Source organism: Micromonospora sp. CA-263727, from assembly GCF_050942455.1.
Taxonomy (GTDB): Bacteria; Actinomycetota; Actinomycetes; order Mycobacteriales; family Micromonosporaceae; genus Micromonospora.
The window spans coordinates 969,744-986,897 of record NZ_CP192031.1 but is presented as its reverse complement, the minus strand read 5'-3'; the positions used below and the strand labels follow the sequence as shown (position 1 = coordinate 986,897).

16 protein-coding genes are annotated in these 17,154 nt (G+C 72.3%); 4 read left to right on the top strand and 12 right to left on the bottom strand.

Features of this window, described 5'->3' with window-relative positions:
• Positions 1-86: 86 nt before the first annotated feature.
• Both ACQPYA_RS04675 and ACQPYA_RS04670 read left to right on the top strand, forming a co-directional pair.
• Positions 87-1,169 (top strand): LacI family DNA-binding transcriptional regulator, encoded by a 1,083-nt coding sequence (locus ACQPYA_RS04675; protein ID WP_433531411.1) that lies wholly within the window; start codon positions 87-89, stop codon positions 1,167-1,169.
• Between the two features lie 153 nt (positions 1,170-1,322).
• Positions 1,323-2,954, top strand: a complete 1,632-nt coding sequence (locus ACQPYA_RS04670) for a glycoside hydrolase family 13 protein (RefSeq protein ID WP_433531410.1) — start codon at positions 1,323-1,325, stop codon at positions 2,952-2,954.
• Between the two features lie 153 nt (positions 2,955-3,107).
• Here the strand turns inward: ACQPYA_RS04670 and ACQPYA_RS04665 are convergent, their stop codons facing one another.
• The 5 genes from ACQPYA_RS04665 to ACQPYA_RS04645 all read right to left on the bottom strand — a co-directional run bounded on the left by ACQPYA_RS04665 (position 3,108) and on the right by ACQPYA_RS04645 (position 7,182).
• Positions 3,108-3,545, bottom strand: coding sequence for a hypothetical protein (locus tag ACQPYA_RS04665; RefSeq protein WP_433531409.1), 438 nt, complete (start codon positions 3,543-3,545; stop codon positions 3,108-3,110).
• A gap of 58 nt (positions 3,546-3,603) precedes the next feature.
• Positions 3,604-4,527 carry a YhjD/YihY/BrkB family envelope integrity protein gene (locus ACQPYA_RS04660; protein ID WP_433531408.1) on the bottom strand — a complete coding sequence of 308 codons (924 nt, stop codon included), beginning with the start codon at positions 4,525-4,527 and terminating at the stop codon, positions 3,604-3,606.
• A 63-nt stretch (positions 4,528-4,590) separates the two neighbouring features.
• Positions 4,591-5,112 carry a 2'-5' RNA ligase family protein gene (locus ACQPYA_RS04655; protein WP_433531407.1) on the bottom strand — a complete coding sequence of 174 codons (522 nt, stop codon included), beginning with the start codon at positions 5,110-5,112 and terminating at the stop codon, positions 4,591-4,593.
• A 12-nt stretch (positions 5,113-5,124) separates the two neighbouring features.
• Entirely contained in the window at positions 5,125-6,150 is a 1,026-nt protein-coding gene (gene trpS, locus ACQPYA_RS04650) for a tryptophan--tRNA ligase (RefSeq protein WP_433531406.1), read from the bottom strand.
• A gap of 33 nt (positions 6,151-6,183) precedes the next feature.
• Entirely contained in the window at positions 6,184-7,182 is a 999-nt protein-coding gene (locus ACQPYA_RS04645; protein WP_433531405.1) for a hemolysin family protein, read from the bottom strand.
• Between the two features lie 170 nt (positions 7,183-7,352).
• Here ACQPYA_RS04645 and galE point away from each other — a divergent pair, with 170 nt between their 5' ends.
• Both galE and galK read left to right on the top strand, forming a co-directional pair.
• Positions 7,353-8,336, top strand: a complete 984-nt coding sequence (gene galE / locus ACQPYA_RS04640) for a UDP-glucose 4-epimerase GalE (protein ID WP_433531404.1) — start codon at positions 7,353-7,355, stop codon at positions 8,334-8,336.
• Positions 8,333-9,499 carry a galactokinase gene (gene galK, locus ACQPYA_RS04635; protein WP_433531403.1) on the top strand — a complete coding sequence of 389 codons (1,167 nt, stop codon included), beginning with the start codon at positions 8,333-8,335 and terminating at the stop codon, positions 9,497-9,499. The genes galE and galK overlap by 4 nt, the downstream gene beginning before the upstream one ends.
• A gap of 31 nt (positions 9,500-9,530) precedes the next feature.
• Here the strand turns inward: galK and ACQPYA_RS04630 are convergent, their stop codons facing one another.
• From ACQPYA_RS04630 to glmU, 7 genes are all read right to left on the bottom strand, one after another.
• On the bottom strand, positions 9,531-10,829 hold the full coding sequence (locus tag ACQPYA_RS04630; protein ID WP_433531402.1) for a sulfate adenylyltransferase subunit 1: 1,299 nt from the start codon (positions 10,827-10,829) through the stop codon (positions 9,531-9,533).
• Positions 10,829-11,740, bottom strand: coding sequence for a sulfate adenylyltransferase subunit CysD (cysD, locus tag ACQPYA_RS04625; protein WP_433531401.1), 912 nt, complete (start codon positions 11,738-11,740; stop codon positions 10,829-10,831). The genes ACQPYA_RS04630 and cysD overlap by 1 nt, the downstream gene beginning before the upstream one ends.
• A gap of 75 nt (positions 11,741-11,815) precedes the next feature.
• The gene (locus tag ACQPYA_RS04620) at positions 11,816-12,649 is read right to left on the bottom strand and encodes an inositol monophosphatase family protein (protein ID WP_433531400.1); all 834 of its coding nucleotides are present in this window, start codon (positions 12,647-12,649) and stop codon (positions 11,816-11,818) included.
• Between the two features lie 17 nt (positions 12,650-12,666).
• Positions 12,667-13,257, bottom strand: a complete 591-nt coding sequence (pth, locus tag ACQPYA_RS04615; RefSeq protein ID WP_433531399.1) for an aminoacyl-tRNA hydrolase — start codon at positions 13,255-13,257, stop codon at positions 12,667-12,669.
• A 310-nt stretch (positions 13,258-13,567) separates the two neighbouring features.
• On the bottom strand, positions 13,568-14,275 hold the full coding sequence (locus ACQPYA_RS04610) for a 50S ribosomal protein L25/general stress protein Ctc (protein WP_433531398.1): 708 nt from the start codon (positions 14,273-14,275) through the stop codon (positions 13,568-13,570).
• Between the two features lie 305 nt (positions 14,276-14,580).
• Positions 14,581-15,561: a ribose-phosphate diphosphokinase gene (locus ACQPYA_RS04605; protein ID WP_433531397.1), complete on the bottom strand. Its 981-nt coding sequence runs from the start codon at positions 15,559-15,561 to the stop codon at positions 14,581-14,583.
• Positions 15,562-15,622: 61 nt separating this feature from the next.
• Entirely contained in the window at positions 15,623-17,101 is a 1,479-nt protein-coding gene (gene glmU / locus ACQPYA_RS04600; protein ID WP_433533375.1) for a bifunctional UDP-N-acetylglucosamine diphosphorylase/glucosamine-1-phosphate N-acetyltransferase GlmU, read from the bottom strand.
• Between the last annotated feature and the right edge of the window lie 53 nt (positions 17,102-17,154).

Genomic DNA, 17,154 nt, shown 5'->3' with positions numbered 1-17,154 from the left:
GAATATCACCGCAACGAACAAGCCAGGTTCTGCAAGTTCTTACTAGCCCGCCCCGCAAGAACTTGTCGGTGAGCTACAGTGCCGCCATGCGCGCCCGTCTCTCCGACATCGCCCAGCAGGCCGACGTCAGCGAGGCCACGGTGTCGCGGGTGCTCAACGACCGTCCCGGCGTGGCACCCGAGACCCGGCAGGCCGTCCTGACCGCCCTCGACGTGCTCGGCTACGAGCGCCCCGCCCGGCTGCGCAAACGCAGCGCCGGGCTGGTCGGCCTGGTGGTGCCGGAGCTGGACAACCCGATCTTTCCCGCCTTCGCCCAGATCATCGAGTCGGCCCTGGCCCCCACCGGGTACACCCCGGTGCTGTGCACCCAGACCCCCGGCGGCGTGCGCGAGGACGAGTACGTCGAGATGCTGCTCGACCGGCAGGTCTCCGGCATCGTCTTCGTCTCCGGGCTGCACGCCGACACCGCCGCCGACCACGACCGGTACCGGACGCTGATCTCCCGACCGCTGCCCATCGTCATGATCAACGGGTACGCGCCGGGCATCCCCGCCCCCTTCGTCTCCTGCGACGACCGGGAGGCGGCCGAGCTGGCCGTGGCCCACCTGGTCGCCCTGGGCCACCGGCGGATCGGCCTGATCACCGGCCCGGACCGGTTCGTGCCGGTGCAGCGCAAGGTCAGTGGCTACAAGGCGGCGATGCACCGGCTCGCCGGGGTGGACGACGACGAGCTGGCCGAGCTGACCGAGCTGACCCTGTTCGGCGTGGAGGGTGGCGAGGCGGCGGCCGGACGGCTGATCGAGCGCGGGGCCACCGGCATCGTCTGCGGCTCCGACCTGATGGCGCTCGGCGCGATCCGGGCGGCCCGGCAGCGCGGCCTCGCCGTCCCGACGGATCTCTCGGTGATCGGCTACGACGACTCCCCGCTGATGGCCTTCACCGACCCTCCGCTGACCACCATGCGCCAGCCGGTTGCCGCGATGGCGGTGGCCGCGGTCCGGGCCCTGGTCGACGAGATCAACGGGCACGGCGCCCCGCACTCGGAATACCTCTTCCGGCCCGAACTGGTGGTACGCGGCTCGACCGCGGTGGCCCGGCCGGCCGGCCCCGCCGACCGGGGCGGACCCGGCCGGCGACCGGCGCCGCCCGCGCTTCCGGTCCCGGCCTGACGCCGACCCGGGCGGGACCACCGACACCCCTTCTTGCGCAAGAAATGCTTGACTCTTGCAGTGCTGGCCCGGCATTCTTCTCGAACACCCCGCGCTCCCACCGTTGCCTGCGCCGGGTGCCGCCGTACCGCGCCACAGAACGGGGAACGCCCGATGACCGTCAGCATCCCCTCGCCGCTGACCTCCGACGCCGACTGGTGGCGCTCCGCCGTCGTCTACCAGGTCTACGTCCGCAGTTTCGCCGACTCCGACGGCGACGGCATCGGTGACCTGCAGGGCATCCGCGAACGCCTGCCCTACCTGCGTGACCTCGGTGTGGACGCGCTCTGGCTGACCCCCTTCTACACCTCCCCGATGGTCGACGGCGGCTACGACGTCGCCGACTACCGGGACGTCGACCCGATGTTCGGCACCCTCGGCGACTTCGAGGCGATGATCATCGATGCCCACGCGCTGGGCCTGCGGATCATCGTGGACATCGTGCCGAACCACACCTCCGACCAGCACCCCTGGTTCCAGGCCGCGCTGGCCGCCGCCCCCGGCTCAGCCGAGCGGGCGCGCTACCTCTTCGCCGAGGGCAGGGGCGAGCACGGCGAGCAGCCCCCCAACGACTGGGAGAGCATCTTCGGCGGCCCGGCCTGGACCCGGGTGCCCGACGGCCAGTGGTACCTGCACCTGTTCGACCCGGCCCAGCCCGACCTGAACTGGCGACACCCGGGGGTACGCGCCGAGTTCGAGGACGTGCTGCGCTTCTGGCTGGACCGCGGCGTCGACGGGTTCCGCATCGACGTGGCCCACGGCATGATCAAGGCCGAGGGGCTGCCGGACGTCGGTTTCAACTCGATGACCACCGGCCGCCGCCAGTCCGAACTGCTCGGCAAGGGCCGGCTGCCCTACTTCGACCAGGACGAGGTGCACGACATCTACCGCGCCTGGCGGCCCATCCTGGACAGCTACCCCGGCGGCCGGATGGCGGTGGCCGAGGCGTGGGCCGAGACCCCGCAGCGGCTGGCCCGTTACATCGGCCCGGACGAGCTGCACCAGGCGTTCAGCTTCGACTTCCTCGACGCCACCTGGTCGGCCGACTCGTTCCGCAAGGTGATCGACACCGCGCTGGCCGAGTCCACCATCGTCGGCGCCCCGACCACCTGGGTGCTCTCCAACCACGACCGGCAGCGGCACGTCACCCGCTACGGCGACGGTCCGGTCGGCCTGCGCCGGGCCCGCGCCGCCGCGCTGTTGATGCTCGCCCTGCCCGGCTGCGCCTACCTCTACCAGGGCGAGGAGCTGGGTCTGCCCGAGGTGCTCGACCTGCCCGACGAGCTGCGCCAGGATCCTGCGTTCCTGCGTACCGGCGAGAGCCGGGACGGCTGCCGGGTGCCGATCCCGTGGAGCGGCGAGCTGGCCCCGTACGGCTTCGGTCCGGCCGGCAGCGAGCTGAGCTGGCTGCCGGCCCCGGCGAGCTGGCGCGCGCTCTCGGCGGCTGCCCAGACCGGCGTGCCCGGCTCCACCCTGGAGCTGTACCGCGCGGCGCTGCGGATCCGCCACACCCACCCCGCGCTGGCCGGCACCGACGGCATCACCTGGCTCGACTCCGGTCCCGGCCTGCTCGCCTTCCGCCGCGAGACCGGCGACGCCGTGCTGACCTGCGTGGTCAACACCGGAGACGCGCCGGTGCCGATCGACGGGTACGGCCAGCCGCTGGTCGCCAGCGAGGCGCTCACCGAGCAGGACGGCGGCCACCTGCTCCCGGTCGACGCGGCCGTCTGGTTGCAACCGCGCTGAACGGGTAAACCCCTTCTCGACCTGGCCGTCCGGCGTGCTCCGCGCCGCCGGGCGGCTGGGCAGGCGACCCCCTGTGGTGGGGGGTGCGATGGTGCCGGTGCCCGGGGCGATCCTCCGGGCACCGGTGGCCGCCGAGGGGCCGGAGGCGGTCGCTCAGCCGGCGGTGAGCTGGGTCGCGATCCGGGCGAACCCGGCGCGCAGCTCGGTCTCGTCCGGCGCCGGCAGCGGCCCGGTCCGCTGCGCCGCCTCGGCCGCCGCCATCTCCTCCTCGTCGATGGTGTCCTCGAAGTCGCCGTAGAGGTCGGCCTGGTCCACCCGGACCGCCTCGTCCTGCGCGGCGAGTTGGGCGGTGGCGATCTCACCGCGGATCTGCTCCACCGAGACCGCCGGCACCAGCGGCTCCACGACCGCCATCAGCTGCTCGTCGGCGACCAGCGCCTCGGCCAGCGCCAACGCGTGCGGTCGCTCGTACGGGCCACAGACCACCGGCTCCCACTCGTCGGCGTCGCCGAGCGGGCCGAAGGTGATGACCCATGGCAGGTCCAGCATCGGCGAGTCGCCCGGCAGGTCCAACGTCACGAGTGCCCCCACGGGCCCATCATCGTCGCTGCCCGGCGGGCCCGGGGCAGGTTCGGCCCAACGCGACGGCTCAGCCGGTCCCGTCCGGGGTGCCGTGGTCGGTCTCCACGTCGAGGTCGGCGGGCCGGCGCCGGGCCGCCAGGTCCACCACCCGCCCGCGCCGGCTGGTCGCGACCAGCGCCGCGCCGAAGAGCAGCAACTGGTTGAGCAGATAGAGGTAGACCAGCAGGCCCACGGCGGTGGCCACCACCGTGTAGGCCGGATTGTTCTCGACCCGCCCCACCCAGAACCGGCCGACCGTGTTGAGCAGGGTGATGCCGACCGCGACCAGCAGCACCACCGGCCGCAGCCGGGCCCGACTCATCCGCAGCCGGGGCACCGCGACCAGCAACAGCGTGGCCAGCACCGCGTTGACCAGCACGCTGAGCAGGGCGCTGATCGTGGTCAGCGCGACCGAGCCGGTGCTGCGCAGCAGGAAGCGCAGCACCGACTCCAGCGTGTCCACCGCCGCCACCGAGATGCCGAGCACCACGAAGACCACGAGCAGCACGCCGAGGTCGACCAGCCGGCGGACGACCAGGTTGCCGGGATGCTGGTCGAGGCCGTGGAACAGGCGCTGCGAGGAGCGGATGGCCTCCACCCAGCCGATCCCGGTCAGGACCAGGATGACCAGGCCGACCACGCCGACCGTGCCGCTGCTCTCGGCGACCTGTGCCGGGTCGAGGAACGGCAGATTGTCCCGGAGGAACTCCGCCGCCGCCGCGCTGACCTCGCGATTGTCCTTCAGGATCGCGCCGAAGACCGCGTACCCGACCAGGGCGAGCGCGAAGACCGCGAAGAACCCGTAGTAGGCGATCGCGGCGGCCAGCCGGCCACCCTGTAGGTCGGTGTAGAGCACCCCGGCCCGCCACAGGTGCCCGAAGGCCGGTGAACGGCGCTGCGCGGCGCTCAGCCGGCGGTCGATGCCCGCCTCGACCCGGCCCAGAAGGTTCACGTCGTCATCCTCGCCGATCGCTGGTCGCCGCGCCCGGGCACGGGACCCGGGGCGGGCCGGCGGTCAGCCGCCCAGCCGGAAGTTCCGGCGCGGCTGCCACCGCGTCTGCCCGCTGTGCGAGAAGAGCGTGAAGCACTCCACCTCGAACATCGCCGAGAAGTCGGCCAGGTCCTCGTACACCCGGTCGAGGGCCTCCGGCGCGACGTCCTGGGCCACCGTCACGTGTGGATGGTAGGGAAAGCGCAGCTCCCGACGGAGCTGGGGGGCGGCGTTGATGGCGGCGGCCAGCAGCTCGCACTCGCTGATCCCGGCGGCCACCGCGACGAAGACCACCTGGGTCACCGGCCGGAACGTGCCGGTGCCCCGCAGATGCAGGGTGAACGGCAGGTGCGCGGCGGCGACCCGGGCGAGGTGCCGCTCCACCACGGGCAGCGCGGACCCCGGGATCTCGGTCGGCCCGAGCAGGGTGACATGGGCCGGCACCGTGTTCGGGTCACCGGCCGCCAGTCGACGCCGGGTCAGCTCGCTGCCCCACGGCTCGGGGATGTCCACCGCGATGCCGATCTGGACGGTGTCGCCGGTCATCGGTGCGGACGGCTACTCGCCGCGCACCGGCGGGAAGAAACCCACCCGCTCGTACGCGGCCCGCAGCGTCGGCGCCGCCACCGCGCGGGCCTTCTCCGCGCCGGTGGCGAGGAGCTTGTCCAGCTGGGCCGGGTCGTCGAGGTACGAGCGGGTGCGCTCCTGGATCGGCGAAACGAACTCCCGGACCACCTCGCCGAGGTCCTTCTTCAGGTCGCCGTAGCCCCTGCCGTCGTACGCGGCGACCAGGTCGTCGATGCCGCGCCCGCTCAACGCGGAGTAGATGGTGAGCAGGTTGGCGATGCCCGGCTTGGTCTCCGCGTCGAAGACGATCTCCCGGCCGGTGTCGGTGACGGCCGACCGGATCTTCTTGGCCGAGCGGGCCGGATCCTCCAGCAGGTCCACGATGCCCCCCGGCGACGAGGACGACTTCGACATCTTGGCCGTCGGGTCCTGCAGGTCGGTGATCTTCGCGGTGTCCTTGACGATGTGCGGCGCGGGCACGGTGAAGGTCGGCCCGAACAGCGAGTTGAACCGCTGGGCCAGGTCGCGGGAGAGCTCCAGGTGCTGGCGCTGGTCCTCGCCGACCGGGACGGCGTTGGCCTGGTAGAGCAGGATGTCGGCGGCCTGGAGGATCGGGTACGTGAACAGCCCGACGCTGGCCCGATCGTTGCCCTGCTTCTGTGACTTGTCCTTGAACTGGGTCATCCGGCTGGCCTCACCGAACCCGGTGATGCAGCCCAGCACCCAGGCCAACTGCGCGTGCTCGGGCACCTGCGACTGCACGAACAGCGTGCAGCGCTCCGGGTCCAGCCCGACGGCGAGCAACTGCGCGGCGGCCACCCGGGAGCGCTGGCGCAGCACCGACGGGTCGTGCCCGGCGGTGATCGCGTGCAGGTCGACCACGCAGTAGAAGGCGTCGTGCGACTCCTGCAACGCCACCCAGTGCCGCACCGCGCCGAGGTAGTTGCCGAGGTGGAACGAGTCGGCCGTCGGCTGGATGCCGGAGAAGACGCGCGGGCGGGCGGGTACGTCGGACATGCCGGCAATTCTGTCAGCACCACCCCGGGTTCGTCATGACGGGCTGGCGGGTCGCGCCCGGCCGGCCGGCGCGGCGGCGCCACGCCGCTGTTCGGGCAGGCGGGCGGCGGTCACCGCGAGCCGGGCCACCCGCCGCCCCTCCAGGGTCAGCACCCGCAGCAGCCAGCCGCCACCCGACGCCCCGGCCGGCTCGGCGGGCACCGGGATCTCGTCGCCCGGCGCGGGCAGCCGGCCCAGCGCGGCCATCACGAACCCGCCCACCGTCTCGTACGGGCCGCCGGGCAGCGACACACCGGTGCGCTCGGCGAAATCGGCGAGGTTGAGCCGGCCGTCCACCACCGCCGGCAGCCCGACGCACGCCGGCCCGGTCGGGTCGGCGTACTCGTCGTGGATCTCGCCCACCAACTCCTCGATCAGGTCCTCGCAGGTGACGATCCCGGCGGTGCCGCCGTACTCGTCGACCACCACCGCCAGATGGTGCCCCTCCCGGCGCATCTCGGTCAGCGCGGCGAGCACCCGCTTGCTGGCCGGCAGCCGCTTCACCTCGCGGCTCAACTGGCCGACCGTGGTGCCCGGGTCGCGGTCCGGGCGCAGCAGCAGGTCGCGCAGGTGCACCACGCCGACCACGTCGTCGTGGGTGCCGTCGACCACCGGGTAGCGGGTGTGCGTACCGACCCGGACCAGTGGTGCCGCCTCGGCGAGGGTCAGCGCGGCGGAGAGGAAGACCACCTCGGTGCGGGGCATCATCACCTCGCGGACCAGGCTCGCCCCGGCCACCAGCACCTCGTCGATGATGCGCCGGCCCACCGGGTCCAGCACGGTGTTCGCGGCCACCAGGTCGCGCAGCTCCGCCGCGCTGATCCGCTCCCGGCCGGCGGCCGGGCCCGCGCCGAGCAGGTCGGTGACGAGCCGCAGGGCGCCGTCGGCCGCCCGGACCACCACCCGGGCGACGGCTCGGGCCACCGGCCCCGGCTGGCGGCGGGGCGCATCCGGCCCCCGCCGCCTGGGTCTGCGCCGACGCGCTGCCCGCATGACAGTGATGGTAGTCAGCGTCACCGACCCCGGCCGTGTTCGACTCTGTTCAGAAATGATTGTTCATGCTGGAATGGTCGGGCCGTGAGCAAAGCGCCGGCACAGGCGGCCACCGTAGGGTGATCACCAGGAGGCCACGACCGGACGGGCCAGGCAGGAGGAGACCCGACGTGAAACTGCTCGTCACCGGTGGCGCCGGCTTCATCGGCAGCGTGGTGACCCGGATGCTGCTCGACGCCGGCCACCAGGTGGTCGTCCTGGACGACCTGCGCACCGGTCACCGGGAAGCGCTCGCCCCCGACGCGACCCACGTCGAGGCCGGCATCCACGACGCGGCCCGGGTGCTCACCCCGCAGGCCGGCTTCGACGGCGTGCTGCACTTCGCCGCGCTGATCGCCGCCGGGGAGTCGATGGTCGCGCCGGAGCGGTACTGGCACACCAACACGATCGGCTCGCTGGCGCTGATCGACGCGGTCCGCGCGGCCGGCGTACCGCGTCTGGTCTTCTCCTCCACCGCCGCCGTCTACGGCAACCCGACCGAGCTGCCCATCCCGGAGACCGCCGTCAAGGCCCCGACCAACACCTACGGGGCGACCAAGCTCGCCGTCGACATGGCCCTCACCTCCGAGGCGATCGGGCACGGCCTGGCCGCCGTCTCGCTGCGCTACTTCAACGTCGCCGGGGCGTACCTCGACGGCGACACCGCCCTCGGCGAACGGCACGACCCGGAGACCCACCTCATCCCGATCGCCCTGGAGGTGGCCGCCGCACGGCGGGAGAAGCTGCAACTTTTCGGCGACGACTACCCCACCCCCGACGGCACCTGCGTCCGCGACTACATCCACGTCGCCGACCTGGCCCGCGCGCACCTGCTCGCGCTCGACGCGGCCACCGCCGGTCAACACCGCATCTACAACCTCGGCAACGGCAACGGCTTCACCAACCGGCAGGTGGTCGAGGTGGTCCGCGAGGTCACCGGCCACCCGGTGCCGGTCGAGGTGGCGCCCCGACGCGAGGGCGACCCGGCCGAACTGGTCGCCTCCGCCGCGCTGGCCCGCGCCGAGTTGGGCTGGCAACCGGCCAGACCGACCCTGCACGACATGGTCACCGACGCCTGGGCGTTCTACCGCACGCACATCCTGGCACGGCCGTGACCGACCCCCGCGATGTCGCCGCCCGCGCCACCGCCGGCTTCCGACAGGTGTACGCCGAGCCGCCCGCCGGCCGCTGGGCGGCTCCCGGACGGGTCAACCTGATCGGCGAACACACCGACTACAACGACGGCTTCGTACTGCCGTTCGCCCTGCCCCAGCGCACCGTCGCCGCCGCCGCGCCGGCACCGCACGACCGCTGGACGGTCTGGTCGGAGCTGACCGGCGAGACGGTCGCCTTCGGCGCCGACGAGGTGGCCGCCCCCGGCCGGGTCACCGGCTGGGCCGCGTACGTGGCCGGGGTGGTGTGGGCGCTGCGCGCGGCCGGCCACCCCGTGCCCGGGGCCCGGCTGGCCATCGCCTCCGACGTGCCGCTCGGCGCCGGTCTCTCCTCCTCCGCCGCGATCGAGGCCGCCGTGCTCACCGCCCTGGTCGACCTCGGCGGGCTGGACCTGCCCGCCGAGCATCAGCCCCGGCTGGCCCAGCGCGCCGAGAACCACTACGTCGGCGCGCCGACCGGGATCATGGACCAGTCGGCGGCGATCCGCTGCCGGGCCGGCCACGCCCTCTTCCTCGACTGCCGCACCGAGCGGGTGGAGCACATCCCGTTCGACCTGGACCCCGCCGGCCTAACCGTGCTGGTGATCGACAGCCGCGCCCCGCACCGGCACGTCGACGGCGAGTACGCGGCCCGGCGCGCCTCCTGCGAGAAGGCGGCAAGCCTGCTCGGCGTGCCCGCGCTGCGCGACGTGCCCAGCACCGGCCTGGACGACGCGCTGGCCCGGCTGCCCGACGACGAGACCCGCCGCCGGGTCCGGCACGTGGTCACCGAGAACCAGCGGGTGCTGGACACCGTCGCCCTGCTGCGCGCCGGAGCGCCCCGGCAGATCGGGCCGCTGCTCACCGCCTCGCACGCCTCCATGCGCGACGACTTCGCCATCACCGTCCCCGAGGTCGACACCGCCGTCGAGGTCGCACACGCCGCCGGAGCGCTCGGTGCCCGGATGACCGGCGGTGGCTTCGGCGGCTGCGTGCTGGCCCTGGTCGAGGCGGACCAGGCCGCCACCGTGGCCGCCGCCGTCACCACCGCCTACGCCGAACGCGCCTTCACCGCCCCCACCCACACCACCGTCACCCCCGCCACCGGCGCCACCCGGCTCGACTGACCCACCCCCACCTGCTGGTCGAGGGGGGAGTTCAGGGGGTCTCGACGATCATGCCGGCGGCAACGGTGCGGTTGGTGGTCTCGTCGATGACGACGAAGCCACCGGTGGTGCGGTTGCGGCGGTACTCGTCGGCGAGCAGCGGGATCGTGGTGCGGAGCCGGACCCGGCCGATCTCGTTGAGACGCAGCTCGGTCGCGGACTCGTCACGGTGCAGCGAGTTGATGTCGAGACGGTAGTGCAGGCCACGGACGATCGCCCGGGCCGCGCGGGTGGTGTGCTTGATCGCGTACTTGCCACCGACCTGCAACGGGCGGGTCTCGTCCATCCAGCAGAGCATCGCCTCGATGTCCTGCGCGACCGCCGGCGCGTTGTTCGGCCGGCAGATCATGTCGCCCCGGGAGATGTCGATCTCGTCGGTCAGGCGTACCGTCACCGACATCGGCGGGAACGCCTCCCCGACCGGCCCGTCGGCGGTCTCCACCGCGGCGATCCGGCTGGTGAAACCGGACGGCAGCACCATCACCTCGTCGCCCGGCTTGAGCACGCCGGAGGCCACCTGACCGGCGTAGCCCCGGTAGTCGGTGACCGTGGTCGACTGCGGACGGATCACGTACTGCACCGGGAAACGGACGTCGACCAGGTTCCGGTCACTGGCGATGTGCACCCGCTCCAGGTGGTGCAGCAGCGCCGGCCCCTCGTACCAGGGCATGTTCTTCGAGCGGGAGACGATGTTGTCGCCCTGCAACGCGGAGATCGGCACCACGGTCAGATCCGGGACGTCCAGCTTCGCGGCGAAGGCGGTGAACTCGTCGGCGATCCGCTCGAAGACCTCCTGCGAGAAGTCGACCAGATCCATCTTGTTGACGCAGAGCACCAGGTGCGGCACGCGCAGCAGGGAGCAGAGAAAGGCGTGCCGGCGGGACTGCTCGACCAGCCCCTTGCGGGCATCCACCAGGATCAGCGCCAGGTCGGCCGTAGAGGCGCCGGTGACCATGTTCCGGGTGTACTGGATGTGCCCCGGGGTGTCGGCGATGATGAACTTGCGCCGGGGCGTGGCGAAGTAGCGGTACGCCACGTCGATGGTGATGCCCTGCTCCCGCTCGGCCCGCAGACCGTCGGTGAGCAGCGCCAGGTTGGTGTACTCGTCGCCCCGCGCCGCGCTGACCGCCTCCACCGCGGCCAACTGGTCGGTGAAGAGCGACTTCGTGTCGTACAGCAGCCGGCCGATCAGGGTCGACTTGCCGTCGTCCACGCTGCCGGCGGTGGCGAACCGCAGCAGGTCCATCCGCCGGGCCTCCGGCCCGGCCAGCGGGAGCGTCTCGGTGGTCATCAGAAGTAGCCCTCCCGCTTGCGGTCCTCCATCGCGGCCTCGCTGACCCGGTCGTCACCCCGGGTCGCCCCGCGCTCGGTGATCCGGGTCGCGGCGACCTCCTCGATGACCTTCTCGACCGTGTCGGCGTCCGAACGGACCGCCGCCGTGCAGGAGGCATCCCCCACCGTGCGGTACCGCACCTGGGCCTTGAAGCGCTCCTCACCGGCCCGGGCCGGCAGGAACTCGTTGACCGCGTAGAGCATCCCGTCGCGCTCGACCACCTCGCGCTGGTGCGCGTAGTAGATCGACGGAAGCTCGATCCGCTCCCGGGCGATGTAGTGCCAGACGTCCAGCTCGGTCCAGTTGGAGAGCGGAAAGACCCGGATCGACTCGCCCGGGTGGTGCCGGCCGTTGTAGAGCGCCCACAACTCCGGCCGCTGGTTCTTCGGATCCCACTGGCCGAACTCGTCGCGGAAACTGAACACCCGCTCCTTGGCCCGCGCCTTCTCCTCGTCCCGCCGCGCCCCGCCGAAGAGCGCGTCGAACCGGTGCTTCTCCACCGCGTCCAGCAGCACCGGCGTCTGCATCCGGTTGCGCATCCCGTCCGCCGACTCCCGGACCAGCCCGCCGGCCAGGGCCTCCGGCACGCTGGCCACCACCAGCTGAAGACTCAGCTCGGCGACCCGTCGGTCCCGGTACTCCAGCACCTCGGGAAAGTTGTGGCCGGTGTCGACGTGCATCACCGGGAAGGGGATCTGGGCCGGAGCGAACGCCTTCTGCGCCAGCCGGAGCATGACGATCGAGTCCTTGCCACCGGAGAAGAGCAGGACCGGCCGCTCCATCTCGGCGACCACCTCGCGCATCACGAAGATGCTCTCCGCCTCCAGCGCGTCGAGGTGGGTCACCTGGTACGCCGCGGTGGCGGTCATGACACGGGCTCGATTCGCTCGCTCATCCGGCTTTCCAGACCTTTCCGGTCGGGGATGTCAGAAAGTAGCGCCAGGCTACCCGCAATGCCGGTGCAGCGCTGCAAGTAACCGGCTGGCGAGATCCTTGCGGCACACCAACAGATCAGGCAGACGCGGATCCGCCTCGTTGTATCTCAGCGCAGAACCGTCGATCCGGGAAGCGTGCAGCCCGGTGGCCGTCGCCACAGCCACCGGCGCCGCCGAATCCCACTCGTACTGCCCACCGGCGTGGATGTACGCGTCCACCTCACCGGTGATGACCGCGGCGATCTTCGCCCCGGCCGAGCCCATCGGCACCAACTGCGCCCCGACCTCCTCGGCCAGGTCGGTCAGGAACACCGGCGGCCGGCTCCGGCTGGCCGCCAGCCGGAGCCGCCGGGCACCCGCCACGCTCGCCGCCTCCGGCGTCATCGGCGGGTACGCGGGCGGATGGTCCGTCCCCAACACCCGGTGCTGGGCCGGCAGCCCGACCGCACCCGCGACGAGACCGTGTGCCGTCGACGCGTTACGCGCCCAGAGCGCCACATGCACCGCCCAGTCCGTACGCCCCTGCTCGCTGAACTCCCGCGTACCGTCCAACGGATCGATGATCCACACCCGGTCCGCGGTCAGCCGGGAGACCGCCGCCGCGTTCACCTCGGCCGCCCACGCCAGCCGGGAACCCTCGTCCTCCTCGGAGAGCACCGCGTCACCCGGACGCCACCGGGCCAGCTCGGTCCGGATCAGGTCATGCGAGATCTTGTCCCCCGCCGACTTCAACGCACCGGAATCGGCGAACCCCATCTCGGCCCGCAGGCCCACCAGCGCCTGACCGGCCCGATCCGCCAACCACCGCGCGAACGCGCCGTCGATCATCGGTGGACTGCTCATGCTCCCACTCCCGCCCCTCAGCCCCCGTGGTAAAGGTTCTGCGTCGGCTCCACACCCCGGGTGACCACGGATTCCACCACGTCAGCGGCCCGATCCACCAGGAAGTCCAACTCCTTGCGCTCCACCGAACCGAAATCCGACAGCACGTAGTCCGCCGGATCCTGCCGCCCCGGCGGCCGGCCGACCCCGAACCGCACCCGCACGTAGTCCTTCGTGCCCAGCGACTTCGACATCGACCGCAGACCGTTGTGCCCGCCCTCGCCGCCACCGCACTTCACCCGCAGCTGGCCGTAGCCGATGTCCAGCTCGTCGTGCACCGCGATCACCCGGTCCGGCGACACCTTGTAGAACTGCGCCAGGCTGGCCACCGGGCCGCCGGAAAGGTTCATGTACGTCAACGGCTTCACCAGCACCAGCCGCGGGCCGCCGAAGCCGAGCCGCCCCTCGGCGACCTCCGCCACCGCCCGCCGGTGCCGGCCGAACCTCGCGCCCAGCCGACCGGCCAACAGGTCCCCCACCATGAACCCGACGTTGTGCCGGTTGGCCGCGTACTCCCGACCCGGATTGCCCAGGCCGACCACCAGCCACGGCCCGGTCTCGTCCGTCACCGTCATCCCTTCCGCCGTCCCGCCCGGACCGCCACCGGCCGTCCTCTGGGCCCGCCGCAGCCGCCGCGCTGTTTCCGACAGTCTCCAAGAGCGACCGGCGACGGGGCTGGCGGAACTGCGGCGCGCCCTGGCACTGCGGCTGGCGGCGTTGTCGTCGCCGGCCACGCAACACCGGCACGGCCTCCTCCGGCCGCCTTGCCATCCTCGGCCAGGACCCGCCTCGCCTCCACCGCCCTATCGCCGGTCGCCCTAAGCCGACAGGCGCCCCCGGGGAACCCGGGGACGCCTGTCGCACAAGCCTGCGGACCGATCAGGCCTCGGCCTTCGCCTCGGCGCTCTCCTCGCCACCCGCGGCGGCCGGCTCGCCGGCATCGGCGCCCTCGGACGACTCGGCGGTCTCCTCGCCGACCCCGGCCTCGATCTCCTCCTCGGCCACCTCGACCTCGGGGAGAGTCGCCTCAAGCTGCTCGGCGGTCGGCGCGGCGGTGACCGTGGCGACCGCCAGCTCCGGGTCGACGGCCAGCTCGACGCCGGCCGGCAGCTCGACATCGGCAGCGGTGACCTGGACACCCGGCTCGGCGCCCTCGATCGAGGCCTCCAGGTGATCCGGCACCCGGGTCGCCTCGGCGATCACCGAGAGGGTGTCGTGGTCGTGCACGATCAGCGTGTCCTTGCCCGCCTCACCGGTCAGCTGGACCGGCACCTCGACGGTGACCTTCTCGCCCCGGCGCACCAACAGCAGGTCGACATGCTCGAACGTGTCCTTGATCGGGTCACGCTGGATCGCCTTCGGCAGCGCCAGCGCCTGGGTACCGTCGCTGATCTCGATCGCCAACAGCTGGTTGGCGCCACCGTTACGGATCGCCGCCGCGAACTCGCGGGCCGGCAACGCGATGTGCTTGGGCTTCTCGCCATGGCCGTACAGCACGGCGGGCACCTTGCCGGCCCGGCGGGTACGGCGGGCACCACCCTTGCCGAACTCGGTACGGGGCTCGGCGCTGATCTTTACCTCGGACACGGGGAAACTCCTGATGCTTCGCTGCGGCAGCTTGTCGTCTGGCGGTGCTGGGCGGGGGGCTCGCAGGGGCTCATGCGTCAGAAGACTGCCCGGAGCACCGCGTCGATCACGGTGCCTCCGTGCGGCGCTTCTCAGCGGCCCGCAGGGCACCCTCGCCGTGGCAACCGCACCAGTCTACCCGAGCAGTTCTGCGGAGTTGCAGCAGTCCCCGTCAAGATGCGCACCCCCGCTCCGGAGCGGCCCGCGGGCGGGCCGGCCACAGCGGCCGACCCACCCGCGGAACAGCGCTCAGACCCGCGCAGCGGTCAACTCAGCCCGCCGAAGAGGGTGGTCACCGAGCCGTCGTCAAACACCTCCCGGATCGCCCGCGCCAACAGCGGCGCGATGGAGAGCACGGCCAGCTTGTCGAGCTGCTTCTCCGGCGGCAGCGGCAGCGTGTTGGTCACCACCACCTCGCTGATCGGGCTGTTCTTCAACCGCTCGGTGGCCGGGTCGGAGAGCAGGGCATGGGTGGACGCCACGATCACGTCCGCCGCCCCCGACTCCTTCAGGATGTCCGCCGCCTTGCAGATCGTGCCGCCCGTGTCGATCATGTCGTCGACGATCAGGCAGACCCGACCCTCGACCTCGCCGACCACCCGGTTCGCCACCACCTGGTTCGGCTTCAACGGATCCCGCGTCTTGTGGATGAACGCCAACGGGCAGCCACCCAGGCGGTCGGTCCACCGCTCGGCCACCCGCACCCGCCCCGAGTCCGGCGCGACCACGGTCATCGGCCGGCCCGCGTACTTGCGCTCCACGTACTCGGCCAGGATGTCCATCGCGAAGAGGTGATCCACCGGCCCGTCGAAGAAGCCCTGGATCTGCGCGGTGTGCAGGTCCACGGTGAGGATCCGGTTCGCCCCCGCCGTCTTGAGCAGGTCGGCGACCAGCCGCGCCGAGATCGGCTCCCGGCCGCGGTGCTTCTTGTCCTGCCGGGCGTACGGATAGAACGGCAGGACGACAGTGATCCGCTTGGCCGAACCGCGCTTCAACGCGTCGATCATGATCAGGGTCTCCATGACCCAGGTGTTCACCCCGTGCGTGACGGACTGCACCACGAAGGCGTCCGAACCACGAACCGAGTCCTTGAACCGTACGAAGATCTCGCCGTTGGCGAACTCGTACGCGTCGGCCGGTGTCGGCGCGACGCCGAGCACCTCACCGATCTCCTTGGCCAGCTCCGGAAAGCCACGTCCGGAAAAGAGCATCAGGCTTTTGCGGTTTTCGGCGACGATGCTGCCCATGGGCCCGTCTGCTCCCGTTTTGGTCGGTGGTACCCGGCCCACGGTGGTGGTCGGCCGGGGACTATTCGGTTGCAGTATCTCCCGACCCAGACGCCCCGCCCACCGACTCGGCGGTGCCGTGGATTGCCTCACCTTCACTTGCGGCCGAGGTCACAGCAGGCGCACCCTGCGCGCCCCCGAGGGCCCGCTCGGCCGCCGCCGCCGAAGCCGTGCCGGGCCGCCTGCGCGCCACCCACCCCTCGACGCTGCGCTGCGGCGCCCGGGTCACCCCGAGCGCGCCCGGCGGCACGTCCTTGCTGATCGCGCTGCCCGCCGCCACATACGCCCCGGCACCCACCTCGACCGGCGCGATCAGGTTCGTGTCGCAGCCCACGAACGCCGCCTCGCCGACCACCGTGCGGTGCTTGTTCACCCCGTCGTAGTTCACGAAGATCGTCGCAGCGCCGATGTTCGCCCGCGCCCCGATCGTCGCGTCACCCACGTACGACAGGTGCGGCACCTTGGCGCCCGCGCCCAGCTCCGAGTTCTTCACCTCGACGAAGGTGCCGACCTTCGCCTTCTCCGCCAACCGCGCATCCGGCCGCAGGTACGCGTACGGCCCGACGCTGGCCCCCGGGCCGACCTCGGCACCGACCGCGTGGCTGCGCAGCACCGTCGCGCCGGGACCGACCACCGTGTCGACCAACGTCACGTCCGGCCCGACCACCGCACCGCTGCCGACCACCGAAGCGCCACGCAACTGGGTGTTCTGGTCCACCACCGCGTCCCGGTCCAGGACCGCGGTCACGTCGATCCAGGTCGTCTCCGGGTCGAGCAGGCTCACCCCGGCCCGCATCCAGCGCTCGTTGACCCGGTCCCGGAGCAGCCGCCGCAACGCCGCCAACTCCACCCGGTCGTTGCAGCCGAGCGTCTCGGTGTGGTCGTCGGCCAGGTGCACGCCCACCGGCTCGCCGGCCGAGACCAGCAGCCCGAACACGTCGGTCAGGTACTCCTCGCCCTGGTCGTTGTCCGTGCAGAGCTTGCCGAGCGTGTTCCGCAGCCGGACCGCGTCGAACGCGTAGATGCCGGCGTTGATCTCCCGGACCGCCAGCTGGGCGGGGGTGGCGTCACGCTGCTCGACGATCTGCTCCAGGCGCCCCGAGGCGTCCCGCACGATCCGACCGAGCCCGGTCGGATCCGGTACCTCCGCGGCCAGCACGGTCGCCGCCGCACCCTCGCTCTCGTGCGCCGCCACCAGCGCGGCGACCGTCTCCGGGCGCAGCAGCGGCACGTCGCCGTTGAGCACCACCACGGTGCCGGTCGCCTCCGGCGCCGCCTCCAGCGCGATCCGCACCGCGTGCCCGGTGCCGAGCTGCTCGGCCTGGAGCACCGCGGTGGCCCCCGGGGCGACCTCGGCCAGATGTGCCCGGACCTGGTCCGCCTCGTGCCCGACCACCACCATCGTCCGCTGCGCCGCAAGCGGGTCGGCCGCGCCGAGCACGTGACCGAGCAGCGTCCGGCCGAGCAGCGGATGCAGCACCTTGGGCAGTGAGGACTTCATCCGCTTGCCCTCACCGGCGGCAAGCACGACGACGGTGCGGGGATACGGCTCGG